This window comes from Grimontia sp. SpTr1 (genome assembly GCF_947387585.1).
Lineage (GTDB): Bacteria > Pseudomonadota > Gammaproteobacteria > Enterobacterales > Vibrionaceae > Enterovibrio > Enterovibrio indicus.
In genome coordinates, this window is the sequence record NZ_CANDOD010000022.1 from 53,089 (window position 1) to 73,445 (window position 20,357).

Genomic DNA, 20,357 nt, shown 5'->3' on the forward strand with positions numbered 1-20,357 from the left:
ATGGAAGCGTTTACGATTCCCCGATTAGATACCGATGTGGGCTTGGTACGGGTCGAAGGGACCTGGGATCCAGTGACTGGAGAAATCCAACTGGTTGAAATTGATCAGATGGGCACAGACGGTTGGGTGGATGTGACTTTTTGGCTGTCAGAGCAAGAACACGAAGCGAGAGTGGCGGAAATTCTAACCGCCACCAAACTCTACCTCGTCACTCAATAAAATGACTGCTGGAAAGGTAGGAGCGGCTTATTGCTGCTCCTCGTTCAACAGTGTTTTGTACTCGACGAAAACTGCCGTCGTTTCACCGTAATACAGCGTACCGTCTGATTTCACGACCAGATGGATTTCACTGTCTTCTGAGTTGGGTGCTGGCAGATCAACCCACCATTCTTTCGTGTTTGCTCCGTTAACATCCATATCGACCGGATTTGAACGGTCGCCTTCTTTCTGGATAAGACTGATTTTTGCCCCTTCCAATGGGTATTCTGACGTCAGCTTTAACACCACTTCACTGTCAGACAGACTTTCTGAACGCAGCTTGAGTTTGAAGTCGCCATTTTCCAGCGAGCAAATACCACTGGTGTATCGACAGTTTGAGTCAGCGGCGAGTTTGTAGGTTTCCCCTTCTTTTGCTGCGTGGGGTTTCTCACTGACTGCTAAGTCCACGCCAAAATAGGCTATCAAGGCAAGAATTGGGGCCACGAGCATGGCGGCAATTACGTGTTTGTTTTTTAACATGATAAAGAGTTCGCTTTCGTCCTTGGGCTAAGGGGTAACATACCATAGTGCGGTAGTCCCTCGAGGATAAAAAAAGCCCCTGAGCGGGGCTTTTTAGCGTTAACGTGACGCTCTTATCTAAGTGCTCAGCGTTATTGATTAGTGGTCTTGCGCTTCACCCGCACCGCCAGGGATACGAACGTGCTCAACCAGATCTTTAACGTGTTGTGGGGTTTCTGCAGTAACGCGCGATACCGCGATAGCAACCGTGAAGTTCACAAGTGCACCGATTGCACCAAATGCATTTGGCTCAATGCCCAGGAACCAGTTGCTGCCCCAGCTTTCCAGGTATTTCCAGTCCGCGATGAACAGGATGCCTTTGTGCTGGAATACGTAGAACAGTGTCACACTGATACCCGCGATCATACCGGCAATCGCACCTTCCTTGTTGATGGACTTGGAGAAGATGCCCATCATCAGTGCAGGGAAGATTGACGAGGCGGCCAAGCCAAAGGCGAGGGCGACCGTACCGGCTGCGAAGCCCGGTGGATGGAGACCCAGATAACCCGCGAAGGCAATCGCTACCGCCATCGCAATCCGGCTCGCCATGAGCTCATTTTTCTCTGAAATATCAGGCCTGAAGACCCCTTTCAACAAGTCATGCGATACCGCCGACGAGATAGCCAGAAGCAGACCTGCTGCTGTTGACAGTGCCGCTGCCAGACCACCCGCTGCAACCAGCGCGATAACCCAGTTAGGGAGTTTCGCGATTTCAGGGTTCGCCAGAACCATGATGTCACGGTCAACTTTCAGCTCGTTCGTTGCTTTGTCAGAGGTGTAGTTGATCTTGCCGTCGTTGTTCTTGTCATCGAAGCCAAGCAGACCGGTTTTTTCCCAGTTCTTGAACCAGTCAGGACGCTCATCATAAGCAAGGTGCTGGCCTGGTGCAGGGTTAACTGTATCCATCAGATTCAGGCGCGCCATTGCTGCAACTGCTGGTGCAGTGGTGTACAGAATCGCGATGAAGAACAGTGCCCAACCTGCAGAGATACGCGCATCACGTACTTTTGGTACCGTGAAGAAACGGATGATGACGTGTGGTAGACCTGCAGTACCGATCATCAGTGACATGGTGTAAACGAACATGTTAAGGGTGTCACCGCGGACTGATGTGGTGTATTCACTGAACCCAAGTTCAGAGACCACCTGATCGAGCCGGTCGAGCAAATAGGTATCCGTGCCGGACATGGTACTACCCAAACCAATTTGTGGCAGAGGGTGGCCAGTCAGTTGCAGCGAGATAAAGATAGCTGGAATGGTGTATGCCAGGATCAGGACACAGTACTGAGCAATCTGGGTGTAAGTGATACCTTTCATGCCGCCAAGTACTGCGTACATGAATACGATCGCCATACCGATGTAAAGGCCCGTTGCGTAGTCAACTTCCAGGAAGCGACCAAATGCCACGCCCACACCTTTCATCTGACCGATAACGTAAGTCACCGATGCGATGATCAGACAGATTACGGCTACCACACGTGCTGTGTTCGAATAGAAACGCTCACCGATGAACTCTGGAACAGTGAACTTACCGAACTTACGCAGGTAAGGCGCAAGCAGCAGTGCCAGAAGCACGTAGCCGCCTGTCCAGCCCATCAGGAATACAGAACCACCGTATCCCATAAAGCCGATCAGACCTGCCATTGAAATAAAGGAAGCTGCAGACATCCAGTCCGCTGCCGTTGCCATACCGTTTGCAACAGGGTTTACACCACCGCCAGCAACATAGAACTCTTTGGTAGAACCTGCGCGGGCCCAGATTGCGATCCCGATATAGAGAACGAACGTGAAACCTACGACAAGGTAAGTAACGGTTTTCAAATCCATGACTACTGCTCCTTACTCGTCATCATCTACGCCAAACTCTTTATCGAGTTTGCGCATCTGAAAGGCGTAAATAAAAATGATGGCCAAGAAGGTATAAATTGACCCCTGTTGTGCGAACCAGAAGCCCAGCTTGTAGCCGCCGATACGAATTTCATTGAGTTGATCAACAAACAGGATGCCGCATCCAAACGACACCACGAACCAAACGGCAAGCAAATACATCATCAGCCTGACGTTCTTTTGCCAATAGGCTTTGGCGTTATCTTGTTTCTGTTCCTCAGACATCACCATCTCCTTAAGTGACGAGTTAACGGATTGTTACGATTCGACAATAGCAGCCAAGGTACAAGGAGACACTGCAACTTTAGTCGACTGAGAAATGAGGCTAACCCCCTGCTATTAGGGGGTTTCTGTGATTTGAGACAAGAAAGTGTCGTGTTAATGAAATGTTAAGCTAGACCAAGGTCTAATAGGCTTTAGGCTAAGGTGTAAAAGTCGAGTATGCCTTGTAGCAAATTACTTGTTGCAACGGCTGCAAGGATGAGACCCATAACGCGGCTTATGATCGAAGCGCCCACGCGGCCGATGATTCGATGGATAAATCCAGCGCTGAAAAGCAGTAATAAAGTGACGATTAATACCAGTAGCATAATGCCTGCGGTGACGACTTGTTCCATTACGGCGAAACGATGATTGTCGGTCAACATGACAATCGCCATCATGGCACCTGGTGAGGCGATAGAAGGCACCGCCAAAGGATATACCGCCGCTTCGGCCAGATCAGAATGTGAGAGTGAGTGACTGCATAGTTTGGTTTCCTGATCGGGTTTGCTTTCACCAAAAATCATGCTCAAGGCAAACAGTAGTAATACAAGCCCACCTGCTGCCTGAAAGGCAGGTAAAGGGATTTGCATGGCTTCCAGTAAAAACTGCCCTGCAATCAGAAAGAACAGTAGTATCAGCGTTGCAATACCAACGGCTTTCAAAGCCACGATTCGCCGTTGCTTTTCAGTCATATGGCTGGTTTGTGAGAGATAAACAGGGACTGAGCCAATAGGATCGATAACAGCCCAGAGAACAACAAATTGGGTGATAAGTGCGCTTAACATGTTGGCCTCCTTGGAACCAAGAGAAGGTCAATTAGGGCTCGTCAGGACGACGAGCCATGAGGCGTGATTGTACACGAGTTGACTGAACGGCGCCTGAAGGGGATTGAGAAAATCTTCGATTTAAGTGTGCGGGGAGACGTTAAGCGTCTTGGTCCATTTGCTGCAAGAGAATGACCGCTTGAGTGCGGTTTTTCACCCCAAGTTTGCGGAAAATGGCTGTCATATGAGCCTTAATCGTTGCTTCAGACACATCTAGTTCATAGGCAATCTGCTTGTTCAGCAGGCCATCATTGAGCATGTTGAGCACTTTGTATTGCTGTGGCGTGAGAGAAGAGATCTTATCCATCAGTGACTCTTCATCACTGTCATCACTGAAATCAATCCCGGCAGGGAAACAAGTTTCACCCTCAAGCACGTGGTTGAGGCTGTTTATCAGCTCGCGCATGTCACTGGATTTCGGAATAAAACCAATCGCGCCATTGGCTTTCACCTGACGGACCACACTGGCCTCTTCACTGGCTGAAATCACTACGATGGGGAGCTCTGGGTATTGGACACGAAGGTGGATAAGACCGGACATGCCATTAGCGCCGGGCATTTTCAGATCCAGCAGCAGCAAATCAATGTCGGGTTCTTTTTCAAGCAGGGCAGTCAGACTGTCTAGCGAGTCTGCTTCCAGCAAATTGGCACCACTGATCGCCATATGCACAGATTGAAACAGTGCATTGCGAAACAAAGGGTGGTCGTCAGCGATGACAATGGTGTATTGAGCGTCCATGGCGATTTCGTTAATACCTCTTTAACAAAAACGCTAACACCGGGGTAGGGATTGATCAATTTGCATAGGTGGGAAGTAAGAGCTTGATCCCCCGTCATTTGTGGGCAATGTCGGGGCGATCAAGTTTGTGTGCAATCAGCCTTGTTTGTTAATCAACTGATTTTGCTCAAGATGGGAAAGGAAGGGTTTAGCCTCCATAAATCCGGTCAAACGCGCATCAGGAAGTGGATTCCCGTTGGCATCCCAAAAATCGATAGTGGGTAAGCCCAGCACGTTAAGGGAAGTCAGCATTTTGATGTCCTGTGGGCGGTTGGCCGTCACATCAGCTTGCAGCAAAACGAAGTTTTTCAGCTCCGGTGCCACGTTCGCGTCGTGGAAGGTGTACTTCTCAAACTCCTTACATGCCACGCACCAGTCGGCGTAGAAATCCAGCATCACCGGCTTGCCTGCTGATTTGGCTGCCGCGAGCTCTCGGTTTAGATCGCCGATATTGGCAATCTTAATGAACTCGACCGATGGCACTTCGGCTTTCGCAGCAGGTGTAAATACCGCGTTATAGGTGTAAGCCGCACCACCACTCAGGCCGAGGATCGCGATAATCCCGAGTGCACTGGCGAGCTTGCCTGGCTGGAGTGTACGGCTGATGTGATACAACCAGCCGAGTGATACCAACATCCAGGCTGCCCACAGCCACACACTGACGCTTTCAGGCAGCAAACGCTCCAGCAGGAAGATAGGCGCTGCCAAGAGCACCAGACCGAAGAAGACTTTGACTCTGTCCATCCAGCCGCCAGCTTTTGGCAGCAGTTTGTTGCCAAACATCGCCGCGATGATCAGCGGCATGCCCATACCCAAAGCCAGCGCGTAGAGCGTCACTGCGCCTGTCAGAAGATCACCGCTTTGCGCAACATACAAAAGTGCTCCGGATAACGGCGCTGTGGTGCATGGCGAGCAAATCAACCCGGAGATCGCGCCCATGGTGAACACACCAAGGTTGCTTCCGCCTTTTTGCTGGTTGCTGATTTCACTGAGCTTGGTTTGAAGACTGGCCGGAAGTTGCAGGTTAAACACGCCAAACATCGACAGCGCCAGCAGCACAAAGAGCGCACTCAAGCCAATCAACACATAAGGATGTTGGAAAGCTGCCTGAAATTGTAAGCCAGCCGAAGCGACAACCAGTCCCAGCAGGGTGTAAGTCAGCGCCATACCCTGTACATAAAGCATGGCGAGCCGGAAGGTCTGCCCATGAGTTTTCTTACCGCCACCCAGCACGATACCGGTCAAAATCGGGTACATCGGCAGCACACATGGTGTAAACGCCAAACCGATGCCCAAGCCTAAAAACAGCAACGGCTGCCACCAGTTATCGGCGAGGCTGCTGACTTCTGTGGAAGACGAACTTGAGCCTGAGGAGGCTGGTTTTGCGGGTTCAACTGGTGCGCTGACAACAGGTGCTGGTGGCGCTCCACTGCCAGCGGCAACTGCGATTAATGGGACGGTGACGGTTTCTGGTGGATAGCAGAAGCCTGCTTCTGCACAGCCTTGGTAGGTCACTTTCAGCAGCGAGTTATCCGTCGCTTCAAGCAAAGGTACTGATACTGTCAGTGGCTCTTTGTAAATCGAGACCTCACCGAAGAACTCGTCTTCGTAAGGCTGTCCCTGACGCATATCCAGCGCGCCAATTCTGGCGTCCTCACTGGGAACAACTTCTATCTTGTCCTGATAGAGGTAGTAACCAGGCAGAACCTGCCAATCGAGATAAACCCGATCGCCTTGCTGGGTAAAGTTGAAAGGAAATGCCTGATCCACCGGAACGAACGCAGGCGCATTGCCCGCCGCCGGTGTCGGAGAATTGAAAAGGGTAAATTCCGCCTTGGCGGGAAGGGCACTTATTAGCGCCAGCGCAAAAATCGCAAAAAGTCGTGAGCCTATTTTGGACATAGCCTTCATCAAAACGGTTTCTTAAAAATTGAATGAACTATATCACTGAGACCGGGAAAGCCCGAATTCGTTTCCAACGAAGATCGCATAATAAAAAAGGACGCCTGAGCGTCCTTTTTCATCGTCTTGCTTCGGCTTATAGCACAATGCCGCCTACCACAAAGCCCAGCACAACAGCAGTGGCGATGGTGACCACACCTGGAATGAAGAACGGGTGGTTGAAGACCAGATTACCGATACGGGTTGAACCTGTATCGTCCATTTCAACCGCGGCCAACAGTGTTGGGTAAGTTGGCAGAACGAACAGTGCACTCACTGCCGCAAATGAAGCAATCGCTGTCAGAGGGGCAACGCCAATTGCCAGCGCCGCAGGCATCAGGGCAACCGTCGTCGCACCTTGTGAGTAGAGCAGCATCGAAGCAAAGAACAGCACCATAGCCAGCATCCATGGGTAGTCAGACAGCAAGGTGCCCGCGACTTCTTTGATGCCTTCAACGTGCGCGTTCACGAAGGTTGAACCTAACCAAGCCACACCCAGTACACACACACACGCTGTCATACCTGAGCGGAAAGTCGGTGCAGATGGGATTTTCGATGCGTCGATTTTAGTGGTTGCAACAATCAGCGCCGCCGCCGCCAGCATGAAGGTCATGATGGCTTCGTTACGACCCAGCGTTGGGTTTTCAATCAGGCCGATTGAACCGGAAATCGCTGCGGCGTAAGCCACGACCAGCACGATGGCACCCAGGAAGATGTATGTTGCTTTCTTCGCGGTAGGTGCGATTTCACGCTTGGTAGTACCCTGCAGTTTGATCAGACCCTTTTCCAGGCGCTCCTGGTAAACAGGGTCATCTTTCAGCTCACAACCCAGGAAGTTCGCCACAAATGCGCCTGCCATACAGGCAACGAACGTAGTTGGAATACAGATAGCCAGCAGGGTCAGGTAACCGATACCCAGCGGCTCAAGAATGCCAGAGAAGAACACCACAGCAGCGGAAATTGGAGACGCTGTGATCGCGATTTGAGACGCAACAACCGCGATAGAAAGTGGGCGTGATGGACGGATGCCTTGCTCTTTCGCCACTTCTGCAATCACAGGAAGGGTTGAGAAGGCAGTGTGGCCGGTACCTGCCATCAGCGTCATCAGATAAGTGACGATCGGCGCGTAGAAGGTAATTTGTTTAGGATTCTTACGAAGAAAATCTTCGGCTTTCTCAACCAACCAGTCCATACCGCCAGCAACCTGCATCGCTGCAATTGCGGTGATCACGGACATGATGATCAAGATAACGTCGATAGGGATATAGCTTTGCGAGGTTGGCATTCCCAAAAATAAGGACAGAGCAACAACACCCGCGCCACCGGCCAAGCCGATACCAATACCGCCAATCCGTGCGCCCAGATAGATGAACGCAAGAACGACGAACAACTCCACTGCTACCATGGGTAACTCCTGTTCAGATTATTAATACAAAAAATAAAAACCAAACGAAGTCACTGTCTTAAGGTGTTCATTGCCTTGTAAAAACTAGGGTTTTTAGGGCGCAGTGAATGTAAAAAAGTACCTACGTTTGGGCTTTAAAGCCCAGATGTTCAAAACAGCTGGGCAGAAAACTAAAAAAGGGTACTCATCGTGAGTACCCATTCTTTCAACGCTTAGTTATAGCGCTTCGCTTTATATTGCGGATGCATCAAGTTTTCGACGGAGAAGATATCATCGAGTTGCTCTTCCGTCAGCAATCCTCTTTCCAAGACCACTTCACGGACGCTCTTACCGGTTTCCGCACAAATCTTACCGACGATGTCACCTTCGTGGTGGCCAATGAACGGGTTCAGGTAAGTGACGATGCCGATGGAGTTGTAAACGAAGGCTTCACAGATTTCTTTGTTAACTGTGATGCCGTTGATGCACTTCTCACCCAGGTTTACACAGGCGTTAGACAGGATTTCGATAGACTCAAACAGCGCCTGACCAATTACTGGCTCCATCACGTTAAGCTGCAGCTGACCAGCTTCTGCCGCAAAGGTCACTGTGGTGTCGTTACCGATCACCTTAAAGCACACTTGGTTAACTACTTCTGGGATCACCGGGTTGACTTTCGCTGGCATGATAGAAGAACCTGCCTGCATTTCCGGCAGGTTGATTTCGTTGAAGCCAGCACGAGGACCAGAAGACAGCAAACGCAGATCGTTACAGATCTTCGAGAGTTTCACCGCCAGACGCTTCAGTGCGCCGTGAACCATCACGTAAGCGCCACAGTCAGAAGTCGCTTCAATCAAGTCTTCTGCCGGGGTGCAGTTCAGACCGGTCACTTCCGCCAGACGCTGAACCGCCAGTTGTTGGTAACCTGCTGCAGCGTTTAGGCCTGTACCGATAGCGGTCGCGCCCAGATTCACCTCAAGAAGCAGTTCTGCGGTGTATTTCAGGTTCTTCACTTCTTCTTTCAGAAGAACTGCAAACGCGTGGAATTCTTGACCTACTGTCATAGGTACTGCGTCCTGAAGCTGGGTACGACCCATTTTCAGCACGCCTTTGAATTCGGTCGCTTTACCGTCGAATTCGTTTTGCAGATAGTCGATTGATTCGATCAGCTTCAGGATGCTGTTGTAGACCGCAATACGGAAGCCGGTTGGGTAAGCACAGTTGGTCGACTGGCTCTTGTTCACGTGGTCGTTAGGGTTAACGGCGTCGTAGTCACCCTTTTCTTTACCCATCAGTTCCAGTGCCAAGTTCGCGATCACTTCGTTCGCGTTCATGTTCACGGAAGTGCCTGCACCACCTTGGTAAACGTCAGATGGGAACTGATCCATGCATTTGCCGGTTTCCAGAATCGCATCACACGCTTTGATGATGTAATCGCCCACTTCAGCAGGGATAACACCCAGCTCTTTGTTCGCCATCGCAGCGGCTTTCTTGGTGAAGACCATGCCACGTACGAACTCTGGTACATCAGAAATCGTGGTACGGGAGATATTAAAGTTCTCAACAGCGCGAAGGGTATGAATACCGTAATACGCATCAGACGGTACATGGCGTTCGCCAAGCAAGTCTTCTTCGATACGGGTCGCTAAAAGAGGGTTGGTCAGGTTATTTTCGAAATCAATCGTCTGAGACATGATTTGGCCCTAAATGAAATTTATATTGGTTATTCTGTAGCCAACAATTTCGCTGTAGAGTCCATTCATCAGAGATTTTGGCTGGGTGAACGATGTTTTACACCCGGTTTATGCTGGATGATTCTACTCCTCCGTTGCGGTAAAAACATGAGAAAGATCACCAATCAAAGCAAAGCGGAACGATTTGCATAGAACTGTGATCCAGATCGTTAGACAGCTTGTTTGTCTTTGTTTCCTATTGTTTTATCTGTCAGCCGAAAAGTATTGATACAGTTAAATTCTGTACAATATCTGCGTACATTGTTTAAAACCAAGCTACAAACAGATCTCCTTTAATGAGGGGAAATAACGACGCTGTCGATGCAATCATTGAGTCCAGTGTTACTATGATGGTTCGACACGAATATGAGGTTTTGCTGTGTTTCCAATTTTGCTGTTGATGTTCATTACTGTCCCTGTGATTGAAATTGCTCTGTTTATTCAGGTCGGTGGTGTGTTGGGACTTTGGCCGACGGTTGCGCTGATTTTATTGACCGCTGTGGTGGGCGCTTCATTGGTGCGCAGTCAGGGACTGCAAACCTTAATGACAGTGCAGCAGCGCATGAATCAGGGCGAGTTACCGGCACAGCAAATCATTGAAGGTGTGATGCTGGCAGTGGCAGGCGTGCTGCTTCTGACTCCCGGCTTTATGACCGATGCTATGGGTATGGCGGTGTTATTGCCTTGGCCGCGAGCTTGGCTGGCAAAACAGTTTATGAGTAAGGTGAAAGTGGCTGGGTTTCAAAGTGGATTTGGTGGTCAACCAGGTCAGGGGCCATATGGTGGACAAGACCCGTTTAACCGCGGCCCTCATCAAGGTTCGAATGATGGTGGCAACACCTTTGAAGGTGAATATCAGCGAAAGGATGAAGATCGCGACCGCTTGAACTGATGCTACGGAATTCATGAAAAACGCCATCCTTCGGGATGGCGTTTTGCGTTGTGGGCTTGGCTTATACCAATCGTAGTAAATATCTGCTCATCCTAGCTTGTTAAAATACTCGATAACTGCGTTGAAAAATTTGATTGTAGAATAACTACTTGTCGAAATTTTCCGCCTTGTTCTCGAGCATTTTTCCTGCGCTATTTCTGAACAGCTACCTACTGTGATTGGTATTATTCCTGCAGCTCAGGACGCTCTTTGTATTGTTCCAGCGATTCTGGGTTATCCAGCGCGCTGAGCTGAGCGACCGCGCGGCCATGAACCACATCGCGAACTGCCAGTTCGGCGAGTTTTCCTGATTTGGTGCGCGGAATGTCTGTGATAGGAATAATTTTTGCCGGCACATGGCGCGGCGTACAACTGGTGCGGATAGTGCTGCGAATTTTGCGCTCCAGATTGTCGTTGAGATCGATGCCTGGCTTGAGTTTAACAAACAGCACCACACGGACATCCTTCATCCAGTCCTGCCCAATCACGACAGAATCGAGTACTTCATCAAGCTGATTCACATGACGGTAAATCTCTGCGGTACCGATGCGCACGCCACCTGGATTCAGGATTGCGTCTGAGCGCCCAAAGAACACCATTCCGCCTTCGTGAGTGAGTTCGACATAATCTCCATGGAACCAGATATCTTCAATCTTGTCCCAATAAGCCTTGTGGTAACGGGTGCCGTCGTTGTCATTCCAAAATCCTACCGGCTGATTGGGGAAGCTGTTACAGCACACCAATTCGCCTTTCTCACCCTGAACCGGATTGCCTTCATTGTTGAAGACTTCGACATCCAGGCCCAGCCCCCTAACCTGGCTTTGACCGCGGTAAACAGGGGAAATCGGGCTGCCGAGCACGAAGCAACCGCAGATGTCTGTGCCACCTGCGATGGAGCTTAATTGTAGGTCTTGTTTGATGTGGCTGTAGACCCAGTCGAACTGCTCAGGTGCCAGTACTGAGCCAGTAGAACAAAGTGCGCGGAGCGACGAAAGACTGTGCTCGTCCATTGGGCTGTATTCTTGCTTTTCCAGCGCTTCGAGGTATTTGGCGGACGTGCCGAAAAGCGTCACTTTTTGTGCATCGGTCAAACGCCAGAGTACGCCGGCATCGGGATAAAACGGTGAACCGTCAAACAGCACCAGCGTCGCGCCGCTTAAAAGGCCACTGGCGAGCCAGTTCCACATCATCCAGCCACAGGTCGTGAAGTAGAAAACCTTGTCGCCCGGTTTGACATCAGAATGGAGTTGGTGCTCTTTGAGGTGGTTGAGCAACATGCCGCCCACACTGTGGATGATGCACTTTGGTTTGCCTGTGGTGCCGGAGGAATACAGCACGTACATCGGGTCGTTAAAGCCTACGCGGGTAAACGTCAGTGGCTCAGCAGGTTTGGAAACAATGGCTTTCCAGCAGGTTTCATCGCTGTTGGGAGCAGTGCCGCCTACATACGGGATCACCACCATGTGGGTGATGTTTTCCACGCCCTCACGCACGGCGCGTGCTTTGGTCAGGTTGTCGTGGGTTTTACCGTTGTAGTGGTAAGCATCGGTGGTGAACAGCACTTTAGGTTGGGTCTGACCGAAACGGTCGAGCACGCTATCGATACCAAAATCCGGCGAGGTCGAGGTCCAAATTGCCCCAAGGGAAGACGTCGCCAGCATAGCGACCACAGTTTCTGCAATGTTCGGCAGATACCCTGCCACGACATCACCTTTTTCCACGCCGCATTCTTTTAGGTAGGCTGCGATGCAGCTGACCTGACGTTCAAGGTCTGCCCATGACAGACGAACAGCGGATTCGTCTTCACCAGAAAACACGATGGCGTCTTTTTCGGGCATGTCTTTCACCCATTGCATCACGTTTTCGGCAAAGTTGACTTCGGCATCCGGGAACCAGATGCTGTTTTTATTCGGGTCGTTTTCCGGGCGGCTGATAACACGTTCCCCGCGCTCACCGACTACGCTCGCAAAGGTCCATAGTGTTTCCCAAAACGCTTCACTGTGTTTGACCGACCAGTCATAAAGCTGGTCGTAGTTGGTCAGACTTAGCGTGTACTGTCTGTTGACCTCATTGATAAAGTCAGTGAGGTTAGCATTGGCGATACGCGATGCGTTGGGTCGCCAAAGAGGCTGCTCTGACATGCTGTCTCCTAAACATTGTCTGGGTGCGCTTGCTCAAAGGCGGGTAACCCTTGGCAGCGCTGTTCTATTTCTTTCAGTGTCGGGTAAGGAGTCAGATCGAGTGAAAACCGGCGGGCGTTAAACAGTTGAGGAACCAGACAAATATCAGCAAGGGTGGGAATGTCGTCACAGCAGAAAGCCGTTTGTGAGCTTTCTACTTTCTTTTCAACCGCCGCCAGCCCGGCTTTCAGCCAGTGCAGATACCAGTCCAGTTTTTCTTCCTCACTGTGGCCCATGGAACCGGTGAGGTGTTTGAGTACCCGAAGGTTGTTAAGCGGATGGATGTCACAGGCAATGTCGAGCGCAAGGGCACGGCATTTCGCCCGGGCTGCATGGTCGGCAGGCAACAGCGAAGGAGAAGGGTAAACCTCCTCCAGATATTCAATGATAGCCAGCGACTGGGTCAGAACCTGACCGTTATCAACCAGTGTCGGCACCAGCCCGGTAGGGTTCAGGGCCAGATAATTGTCGCCACGTTGATCGCCGTCCAGCAAAGAGACGGCCTGTGATTGATAATTCAGCCCCTTGAGATTCAGCGCAATGCGAACACGGTATGACGCCGAGGATTTACTGTAGTCATAAAGCTTCACTGCGTGCGTTCCCTTTGATTACCTATACGGGACAACTTCCTGATCAATCTTGCCAAAGATTGAACGACCTTCCTTGTCATGCATCTCGATACTGACCTTATCACCATAGAGTAGAAACGGCGTTTTCGGTGACCCAAGATCCAGAATTTCCAACATTCGTCTCTCTGCAATGCAACAGGAACCCTTTGATCGATCAAGGTTTGATACTGTCCCTGACCCAATAATGGTGCCAGCGCCTAAATGACGACTTTTGGCTGCGTGGGCAACGAGTTCTGCAAAATCAAACGTCATGTCCACGCCCGCATTGGGGGCGCCGAATTGTTCGCCATTGAGGAATACTTCCAGGGGCAGATGCACTTTGTTTTCCTGCCAGCTTTCACCCAGCTCATCAGGTGTCACTGCCACCGGAGAGAATGAAGAGGCCGGTTTGGATTGGAAGAAACCAAAGCCTTTGGCAAGCTCACTTGGGATCAGGTTTCGAAGCGAGACGTCATTCACCAGCATCAGTAGTTTGATGTGGCTACCAGCCTTTTCACTGGACGTCGCCATGGCGACATCATCCGTGATCACGGCGACTTCGGCTTCGAAATCACAGCCCCAGGCTTCATCACAAAGCTCAATGTTGTCGCGCGGGCCGATAAATTTGTCAGAAACACCCTGATACATCAAAGGGTCTGTCCAGAAGCTTTCCGGCATGTCCGCGCCGCGGGCTTTACGCACCAGCTCGACATGATTCACGTAAGCACTGCCGTCCGCCCACTGGAATGCGCGTGGTAAAGGAGATTCGCAGTCAGCGGGATTAAAAGGAAAGCGTTCGCCGACATTATTGTCATTCAAAGCGTCATAACGAGCCTGTAAAAGTGGCGAGAGGGTATCCCACTCATCCAGTGCATCCTGTAGGGTGAGTGCAATATCAGAAGCGTCTACTGCCTGAGTCAGATCGCGTGAGACCAGGATGAGTTTTCCGTCTCGGCGGTGTTTTAGGGAAGCCAGTTTCATCATCTACTCCTTAATCTAATGTCTGCGATCTATTCGCCACAAGGCGGTGTGCGCCAGGACAGGACGTAATCATCGAGTTCAGTTTGTTTCGCTGCCTCGCCCAAATCGAGCGGCATGCGGGTATCAATCATCACCGCGACTTCATCAGTTTCCTTTTTGGTGGCTTTAGCGCCAGCTGCAAAAGCTTTGGGGTGCGGGCCGTGCGGGAAGCCGCAAGGATGCACAGTCACCATGCCGGGGTGAATGTTGTCGCGGCTGAAGAACTCGCCTTTGTGATAGAAGATGACTTCATCGTAGTCATCATTGTTGTGATAGAAGGGCACCTTGAGCGCACCGGGATCGGACTCAATTGGGCGTGGTACAAAGGTGCAAATCACAAAGCCATTGGCAACAAAGGTGGTGTGCGCCGAAGGCGGCAGATGATAGCGGTGACTCATCAGCGGTCGGATATCACGCCAGTTGAGCCGAAATACGGTGAGGTTCCCTTTCCAGCCGAGGGCATCAAGCGGATTGAATGGATAGGTAATGCGGTTCATTGCATTACGGGATTTTAGATATACCTGCCACGGTTTTTCTTCTTGCTGCTGAGCGATGAACGCATCGTCGATCTTGGCATATTCCAGCACTGCCGGATCAAACACAGCATGATCGCCGACGATCCCACGTTCAGCAGTCATATAGGATCCATGAGTAGCTTCAATCATCAGCACAGTAACGGGAGAGTCAGGCTCAATACGCCAATTGGTGGAACGCGGTAAGATCAGGTAATCACCATCGCGAAAACGCAGGTGGCCGTAATCACAAAAGAGTGAACCGGAGCCTTCGTGGATAAACAGGCACTCGTCACCGTCACCATTTCGTACCAGATACTCCATCGCTGTGTCGCAGCGCCAGATCCTGACTTTCACATTGGCATTGGAGAGCAAAAGTGGTGCAGTCAGCGGGTTATCACCCACATCTTCGACTTTGTTGGTATCAAACGCATGAGGACGGAGATCGCCTTCCCATTCTGTCCAGCCTGTCGGGGCATGTTGATGATACATGTGGGTGGCTGGGCCAAAAAATCCTTCCTTGCCACATTCACGCTCAAAGGTGCCATCGGGCAAATCACAGTGAGCCTGATGTGATGCTTTGCCTTCCACGATAGGAAATGAAAACCACTTTCGCATTTCTCCTCCTGAACTATGCAATGAGTGAGGAATTGAATTATAGTTTCATTTGAAACTAAATTTAGTCTAGCTGCACTGATAACAAAATGGCAACTTATGTGGGTATTTTGTGCGCTGGCGCATGGAAAGTGAGTTAAGTGTTTGAAGGAGTATGTTGATGGCGTCACCTCTACCGTTTTATCTGGATGACTTTTTGCCCTATAAGCTGGTAAAAGCTGCTGCCCATGTGTCGGATTCTTTGGCTCGGATTTATGAAACCGAGTTTGGGATCAGTCGTCCTGAGTGGCGGATACTCGCCTCAATGGGGGCGAAAGATGGTCTCAATGCCAAATCTTTGGTGACGGAAACCAGTATGGATAAGGTTCGGGTCTCACGCACGTTAAAGGTGTTAGAGGAAAAAGGGCTGGTGGTGAAAGTCAAAGATGAAGCCGATCAGCGCGCGGCCTATTTACATCTAACAGAGGAAGGGAAAGGGCTGTATCTCACCATATTGCCGAAAGCAAAAGCGTGGGAAAGTGCGATGTTAGATGGCATTTCAGAAAAAGAGTACGAGAGTTTTCTTCGTACATTGGATGCTTTGTTGGAGAAAAGCGATGCTGATCCGGCAAGAGCCATTCGCGAACCTTAATCCGATCAGTGCTTGAGGGGATCAAGTTTCATCTGTTTGCGAAGCGTTACGGCGTAAAGGTAGGCAAAAATACCCGTGATGCCATTGGCGACTGCAATGCCAATAAACATCCCTTCCGTACCATCAATTAGGCTACCAAGCCAGGCCATAGGAAGCAGTAACACAAACAGTCGAATCAGGTTCATGATGAAGGCATGAACCGGTTTCTTCATTGCGTTTAATGCGCTGACCAGCATCATCATCACGCCTTGCATGCCGTAACTGACGGGAACCACAATCAGGTAATGCCACAGCTTGTTTTGTACGGCAGGTTCCTGACTGAAAATAGCTGCAATTGGCACGCTGAGTGGCACCATGGCCAGAAACACGATGAATTGAAACAGGATGGAAAAACGCATCGCCCGGAATAGCGCTTCGAATGAGCGTGTTGGGTTATTGGCGCCGAAATTCTGTGCCATCAAAGGCGTCAGGGCAGAGGTCAGCGCCATCATCACAATCAACAGCAAAGACTCAACCCGTTGCGCCGCACCATAAGCAGCAACAGCCGCAGTGCCTTGCGCCGCGAGCATGGTCATCAAAATCGCACCGGAAATTGGGTTCAACGCATTAGACAGCGCAGCCGGAGTGCCAATGGCGAGGATATCTTTCCAATCCTGCACAATTTTCGTTGGTGACGGCCAAGCCAGTAGTTTCTCTCTCTTTATTAACACGTACAGCGAGCAAACCAGCGCGCCAGCCCAACTGATCGCACTGGCAATTGCCGCGCCTTTTACACCCAGCGCGGGAATTGGGCCCAGCCCGAAAATCAACAGCGGGTCGAGAAGGCCATTAATAAAGCCAGCCACTATCATGATCTTGGCAGGGGTTTTGGTGTCACCCGTGGCGCGGATGGCGGAGTTGCCTGCCATGGGGATAACTAATAGAGGGATAGTGAGATACCACACCGACATATAGTCATGAATCAGTGGCAACAGGTTTTCATGTGCACCAAGCATCCGGAATAAGGGATTGATCGTTGCCAGACCCAATGCGCTTGCTGCAATCACCAAAATGACCGCGAGCATCAACCCATGCCCTGATAGACGGGCGGCATCAATTTGGGCGCTTCGCCCCAGCAATCGGGCAACGCCAGTAGAGATACCCACACCAATGCCCATGGTGATGCAATTCACCGCAAAGGTGATCGGGAAGGTGAAACTCACCGCAGCCAATGCTTCTGTGCCCAGCAAGGAAATAAAGAAGGTATCGACCAGGTTAAACGCGAGGATTGCGACAAGACCAAACACCATAGGGATGGTCATGTTTTTAAGCGTTTGGTCAATGGGGCCAGAAAGCAGGCCGTGTTTGTCCTTCATTCCAATCTCGATAAGAGGTAGCGCTGGGAAGTCAACAATACGCCAAGGTTGCATATCGTTATGTTTGCTAAGGCACGGCTACCCTAATTCATAGAATGTGATGGAGCAAAAGGTATTGGGTAAAAAAATGGAAAAAATTTGCACTTAGCCCCTTGGGATTGAGATAACCCACCCCCACGTTATACGCAAATTGACTTAATCCTTGATGAGACGCTGTCTGTCAGGGATTCAGAAATTCGGAACCTGCATTGTGTGGCAGTTTCCACTTCATTTATCACATGGATCACTACATTTATTCAGGAGACGACCAATGAACATTCGTCCACTACACGATCGAGTAATCGTTGAACGCCAGGAAGTTGAATCAAAATCTGCTGGTGGCATCGTTTTGACTGGTTCTGCTGCAGAAAAATCTACGCGTGGCGTTGTGCTGGCGGTAGGTAAGGGCCGTATTCTTGAAAACGGCAATGTGCAGCCACTGGACGTTAAAGTTGGCGACACTGTGATCTTCTCAGAAGGCTACGGCACCAAGACTGAGAAAATCGACGGTAAAGAAGTCCTGATCCTGTCAGAAAACGACATCATGGCTATCGTTGAGTAATTTCTATTTCATCACTGAAGAACAGATTTAAAAAGGAAGAGAGAAATGGCAGCTAAAGACGTTAAATTTGGCAATGATGCACGCACTAAAATGCTGGAAGGTGTAAACGTTCTGGCAAACGCAGTAAAAGTGACCCTGGGTCCTAAAGGCCGTAACGTTGTTCTGGACAAGTCTTTCGGCGCACCAACCATCACTAAAGATGGTGTGTCTGTCGCGCGCGAAATCGAACTGGAAGACAAATTCCAGAACATGGGCGCTCAAATGGTTAAAGAAGTTGCGTCTAAAGCAAACGACGCAGCGGGTGACGGTACGACTACCGCAACTGTACTGGCGCAGGCAATCGTAGCTGAAGGCTTGAAAGCTGTTGCAGCAGGCATGAACCCAATGGACCTGAAGCGTGGTATCGACAAAGCAGTAGCCGCTGCCGTTGAGCAATTGAAAGAGCTGTCTGTTGAGTGTAACGACACTAAAGCTATCGCACAGGTAGGTACTATCTCTGCTAACTCTGATGAAACCGTAGGTAACATCATTGCAGAAGCGATGGAAAAAGTAGGCCGCGACGGTGTTATCACTGTTGAAGAAGGTCAGTCTCTGCAAGATGAGCTGGATGTGGTTGAAGGTATGCAATTCGACCGTGGCTACCTGTCTCCGTACTTCATCAACAACCAAGAGTCTGGTTCTGTTGATCTGGAAAGCCCATTCATCCTGTTGGTTGATAAGAAAGTATCAAACATCCGCGAACTGCTGCCTACGCTGGAAGCGGTAGCGAAATCTTCACGTCCTCTGCTGATCATTGCAGAAGACGTAGAAGGTGAAGCGCTGGCAACACTGGTTGTAAACAACATGCGTGGCATCGTGAAAGTTGCTGCGGTTAAAGCACCTGGCTTTGGCGATCGCCGTAAAGCAATGCTGCAAGACATCGCAACACTGACCGCGGGTACCGTTATCTCTGAAGAGATCGGTATGGAGCTGGAAAAAGTGACGCTGGAAGATCTGGGTCAGGCGAAGCGTATTTCTATTACTAAAGAAAACACCACCATTATCGATGGCGCGGGTGACGAAGCTTCTATCCAAGGCCGCGTTGCTCAAATCCGTCAGCAAATCGAAGATGCAACTTCAGACTACGACAAAGAGAAACTGCAAGAGCGCGTTGCGAAACTGGCAGGCGGTGTTGCGGTAATCAAAGTTGGCGCAGCAACTGAAGTTGAAATGAAAGAGAAGAAAGACCGCGTTGAAGACGCGCTGCACGCAACCCGCGCAGCTGTTGAAGAAGGCGTGGTTGCTGGTGGTGGTGTTGCACTTATCCGCGCAGCAAGCAAAGTTGTTGACCTGCAAGGTGACAACGAAGAACAAAACGTAGGTATTCGCGTTGCACTGCGTGCGATGGAAGCACCTATCCGTCAAATCGCGCTGAACGCAGGCGACGAAGATTCAGTAGTAGCTAACCAAGTTAAAGGTGGTGAAGGCAACTACGGCTACAACGCAGCGACTGGCGAATACGGCGACATGATTGAAATGGGTATCCTGGATCCAACTAAAGTGACCCGTTCAGCACTTCAGTTCGCGGCTTCTGTAGCAGGTCTGATGATCACCACTGAAGCAATGGTAACTGAACTGCCAAAACAAGATGCCCCAGCAATGCCTGACATGGGCGGCATGGGTGGTATGGGCGGTATGATGTAATCATCCCGTTTCCATGCAAAATAGAAAGAGCCCGCGCAAGCGGGCTTTTTTGTTTTTAAAGAGTGTCTTAACGCATCCCGCGTGTTTACTGGGCTAGCGACTTACACAAATGAGTCAAAAATAACCGTGCGGATTCTTCAGCATGTGCTTTACTGAATAGTCTTGCGGTAAACAAAACAGTCATTGAAACGACATATTGTCGAAATCTGGATCGTGGCCTCTGATCCTGATCATCAAAGATCTGCAGAAATCTGTTTATCTTTTATACAAAAATGCTGTTTTTGGGCGTTATTTGAACACTTGAACGCGAAAGTGTGATTTTTTTCAAAAAACCACTTGCGCCAATTTTCGAAGTCCCTATACTGCGCCACATCGACACGGCAAGCGGCTCGCAGAGCAAGCTACCAAGTCAACGTTCTTTAACAATTTGACCTATGCAATCTGTGTGGGCACTCGTAGTTGATAGACAAAAGATTTATCGATGTTTACTGAGTGACCAAACGAAAACTCTTCGGAGTTATCGGCACAGTCAATTTATACAGTATTTCATCGAGCCAAAACTTTAATTGAAGAGTTTGATCATGGCTCAGATTGAACGCTGGCGGCAGGCCTAACACATGCAAGTCGAGCGGC

Annotated in this window: 18 protein-coding genes and 1 rRNA gene; 6 read left to right on the top strand and 13 right to left on the bottom strand. The window is 50.1% G+C overall.

Annotated features, from left to right (window positions below):
• Positions 1–219, top strand: a complete 219-nt coding sequence (locus QL223_RS22960; protein ID WP_002541990.1) for a hypothetical protein — start codon at positions 1–3, stop codon at positions 217–219.
• Between the two features lie 27 nt (positions 220–246).
• Here QL223_RS22960 and QL223_RS22965 read toward each other — a convergent pair whose 3' ends face one another.
• The 8 genes from QL223_RS22965 to aspA form a co-directional block, all read right to left on the bottom strand.
• Positions 247–738, bottom strand: coding sequence for a hypothetical protein (locus QL223_RS22965; protein ID WP_002541989.1), 492 nt, complete (start codon positions 736–738; stop codon positions 247–249).
• Positions 739–876: 138 nt separating this feature from the next.
• Positions 877–2,604 (bottom strand): sodium:solute symporter family protein, encoded by a 1,728-nt coding sequence (locus QL223_RS22970; protein WP_251876784.1) that lies wholly within the window; start codon positions 2,602–2,604, stop codon positions 877–879.
• A gap of 12 nt (positions 2,605–2,616) precedes the next feature.
• Entirely contained in the window at positions 2,617–2,889 is a 273-nt protein-coding gene (locus QL223_RS22975; protein WP_281546074.1) for a DUF4212 domain-containing protein, read from the bottom strand.
• A gap of 191 nt (positions 2,890–3,080) precedes the next feature.
• Positions 3,081–3,713, bottom strand: a complete 633-nt coding sequence (locus tag QL223_RS22980; RefSeq protein WP_002541986.1) for a MarC family protein — start codon at positions 3,711–3,713, stop codon at positions 3,081–3,083.
• Positions 3,714–3,852: 139 nt separating this feature from the next.
• The gene (locus QL223_RS22985; protein ID WP_002541985.1) at positions 3,853–4,491 is read right to left on the bottom strand and encodes a response regulator transcription factor; all 639 of its coding nucleotides are present in this window, start codon (positions 4,489–4,491) and stop codon (positions 3,853–3,855) included.
• A 135-nt stretch (positions 4,492–4,626) separates the two neighbouring features.
• Positions 4,627–6,432 (bottom strand): protein-disulfide reductase DsbD, encoded by a 1,806-nt coding sequence (locus tag QL223_RS22990; RefSeq protein WP_281546075.1) that lies wholly within the window; start codon positions 6,430–6,432, stop codon positions 4,627–4,629.
• Positions 6,433–6,568: 136 nt separating this feature from the next.
• Positions 6,569–7,876 (bottom strand): anaerobic C4-dicarboxylate transporter, encoded by a 1,308-nt coding sequence (locus QL223_RS22995; RefSeq protein WP_046308065.1) that lies wholly within the window; start codon positions 7,874–7,876, stop codon positions 6,569–6,571.
• Between the two features lie 212 nt (positions 7,877–8,088).
• Positions 8,089–9,549, bottom strand: coding sequence for an aspartate ammonia-lyase (gene aspA, locus QL223_RS23000; RefSeq protein ID WP_281546076.1), 1,461 nt, complete (start codon positions 9,547–9,549; stop codon positions 8,089–8,091).
• A 418-nt stretch (positions 9,550–9,967) separates the two neighbouring features.
• Here aspA and QL223_RS23005 point away from each other — a divergent pair, with 418 nt between their 5' ends.
• On the top strand, positions 9,968–10,480 hold the full coding sequence (locus QL223_RS23005; RefSeq protein ID WP_281546077.1) for an FxsA family protein: 513 nt from the start codon (positions 9,968–9,970) through the stop codon (positions 10,478–10,480).
• Between the two features lie 224 nt (positions 10,481–10,704).
• Here the strand turns inward: QL223_RS23005 and QL223_RS23010 are convergent, their stop codons facing one another.
• The 4 genes from QL223_RS23010 to QL223_RS23025 are packed head-to-tail and all read right to left on the bottom strand — an operon-like array spanning position 10,705 to position 15,457.
• A complete protein-coding gene (locus QL223_RS23010) occupies positions 10,705–12,660 on the bottom strand; it encodes an acetoacetate--CoA ligase (RefSeq protein WP_281546078.1) in 1,956 nt (651 codons plus the stop codon).
• Between the two features lie 8 nt (positions 12,661–12,668).
• Positions 12,669–13,289: a maleylacetoacetate isomerase gene (maiA, locus tag QL223_RS23015; RefSeq protein ID WP_281546079.1), complete on the bottom strand. Its 621-nt coding sequence runs from the start codon at positions 13,287–13,289 to the stop codon at positions 12,669–12,671.
• A gap of 18 nt (positions 13,290–13,307) precedes the next feature.
• Complete coding sequence (locus QL223_RS23020) at positions 13,308–14,288, bottom strand: fumarylacetoacetate hydrolase family protein (protein WP_002541978.1); 981 nt, start codon at positions 14,286–14,288, stop codon at positions 13,308–13,310.
• A gap of 29 nt (positions 14,289–14,317) precedes the next feature.
• Positions 14,318–15,457: a homogentisate 1,2-dioxygenase gene (locus QL223_RS23025; RefSeq protein ID WP_281546080.1), complete on the bottom strand. Its 1,140-nt coding sequence runs from the start codon at positions 15,455–15,457 to the stop codon at positions 14,318–14,320.
• Between the two features lie 157 nt (positions 15,458–15,614).
• Between QL223_RS23025 and QL223_RS23030 the strand changes: the two genes are divergently transcribed.
• The gene (locus QL223_RS23030; protein WP_281546081.1) at positions 15,615–16,085 is read left to right on the top strand and encodes a MarR family winged helix-turn-helix transcriptional regulator; all 471 of its coding nucleotides are present in this window, start codon (positions 15,615–15,617) and stop codon (positions 16,083–16,085) included.
• 5 nt (positions 16,086–16,090) lie between these two features.
• Here QL223_RS23030 and QL223_RS23035 read toward each other — a convergent pair whose 3' ends face one another.
• Positions 16,091–17,440 (bottom strand): MATE family efflux transporter, encoded by a 1,350-nt coding sequence (locus QL223_RS23035; protein WP_281546082.1) that lies wholly within the window; start codon positions 17,438–17,440, stop codon positions 16,091–16,093.
• A gap of 310 nt (positions 17,441–17,750) precedes the next feature.
• On the opposite strand from QL223_RS23035, the gene QL223_RS23040 reads away from it, so the two are divergent.
• The 3 genes from QL223_RS23040 to QL223_RS23050 all read left to right on the top strand — a co-directional run.
• A complete protein-coding gene (locus tag QL223_RS23040; protein WP_002541974.1) occupies positions 17,751–18,041 on the top strand; it encodes a co-chaperone GroES in 291 nt (96 codons plus the stop codon).
• Positions 18,042–18,086: 45 nt separating this feature from the next.
• Entirely contained in the window at positions 18,087–19,724 is a 1,638-nt protein-coding gene (gene groL, locus QL223_RS23045) for a chaperonin GroEL (protein ID WP_002541973.1), read from the top strand.
• 563 nt (positions 19,725–20,287) lie between these two features.
• A 16S ribosomal RNA gene (locus QL223_RS23050) occupies positions 20,288–20,357 on the top strand; the annotation flags it as partial.

Excerpts from the sequence above, each read along its gene's own strand:
- QL223_RS22960 (WP_002541990.1), top strand. The coding sequence starts at position 1 with ATGGAAGCGTTTACGATTCCCCGATTAGATACCGATGTGGGCTTGGTA.
- QL223_RS22965 (WP_002541989.1), bottom strand. The coding sequence starts at position 738 with ATGTTAAAAAACAAACACGTAATTGCCGCCATGCTCGTGGCCCCAATT.
- QL223_RS22970 (WP_251876784.1), bottom strand. The coding sequence starts at position 2,604 with ATGGATTTGAAAACCGTTACTTACCTTGTCGTAGGTTTCACGTTCGTT.
- QL223_RS22975 (WP_281546074.1), bottom strand. The coding sequence starts at position 2,889 with ATGTCTGAGGAACAGAAACAAGATAACGCCAAAGCCTATTGGCAAAAG.
- QL223_RS22980 (WP_002541986.1), bottom strand. The coding sequence starts at position 3,713 with ATGTTAAGCGCACTTATCACCCAATTTGTTGTTCTCTGGGCTGTTATC.
- QL223_RS22985 (WP_002541985.1), bottom strand. The coding sequence starts at position 4,491 with ATGGACGCTCAATACACCATTGTCATCGCTGACGACCACCCTTTGTTT.
- QL223_RS22990 (WP_281546075.1), bottom strand. The coding sequence starts at position 6,432 with ATGTCCAAAATAGGCTCACGACTTTTTGCGATTTTTGCGCTGGCGCTA.
- QL223_RS22995 (WP_046308065.1), bottom strand. The coding sequence starts at position 7,876 with ATGGTAGCAGTGGAGTTGTTCGTCGTTCTTGCGTTCATCTATCTGGGC.
- aspA (WP_281546076.1), bottom strand. The coding sequence starts at position 9,549 with ATGTCTCAGACGATTGATTTCGAAAATAACCTGACCAACCCTCTTTTA.
- QL223_RS23010 (WP_281546078.1), bottom strand. The coding sequence starts at position 12,660 with ATGTCAGAGCAGCCTCTTTGGCGACCCAACGCATCGCGTATCGCCAAT.
- QL223_RS23020 (WP_002541978.1), bottom strand. The coding sequence starts at position 14,288 with ATGAAACTGGCTTCCCTAAAACACCGCCGAGACGGAAAACTCATCCTG.
- QL223_RS23025 (WP_281546080.1), bottom strand. The coding sequence starts at position 15,457 with ATGCGAAAGTGGTTTTCATTTCCTATCGTGGAAGGCAAAGCATCACAT.
- QL223_RS23030 (WP_281546081.1), top strand. The coding sequence starts at position 15,615 with ATGGCGTCACCTCTACCGTTTTATCTGGATGACTTTTTGCCCTATAAG.
- QL223_RS23035 (WP_281546082.1), bottom strand. The coding sequence starts at position 17,440 with ATGAAGGACAAACACGGCCTGCTTTCTGGCCCCATTGACCAAACGCTT.
- QL223_RS23040 (WP_002541974.1), top strand. The coding sequence starts at position 17,751 with ATGAACATTCGTCCACTACACGATCGAGTAATCGTTGAACGCCAGGAA.
- groL (WP_002541973.1), top strand. The coding sequence starts at position 18,087 with ATGGCAGCTAAAGACGTTAAATTTGGCAATGATGCACGCACTAAAATG.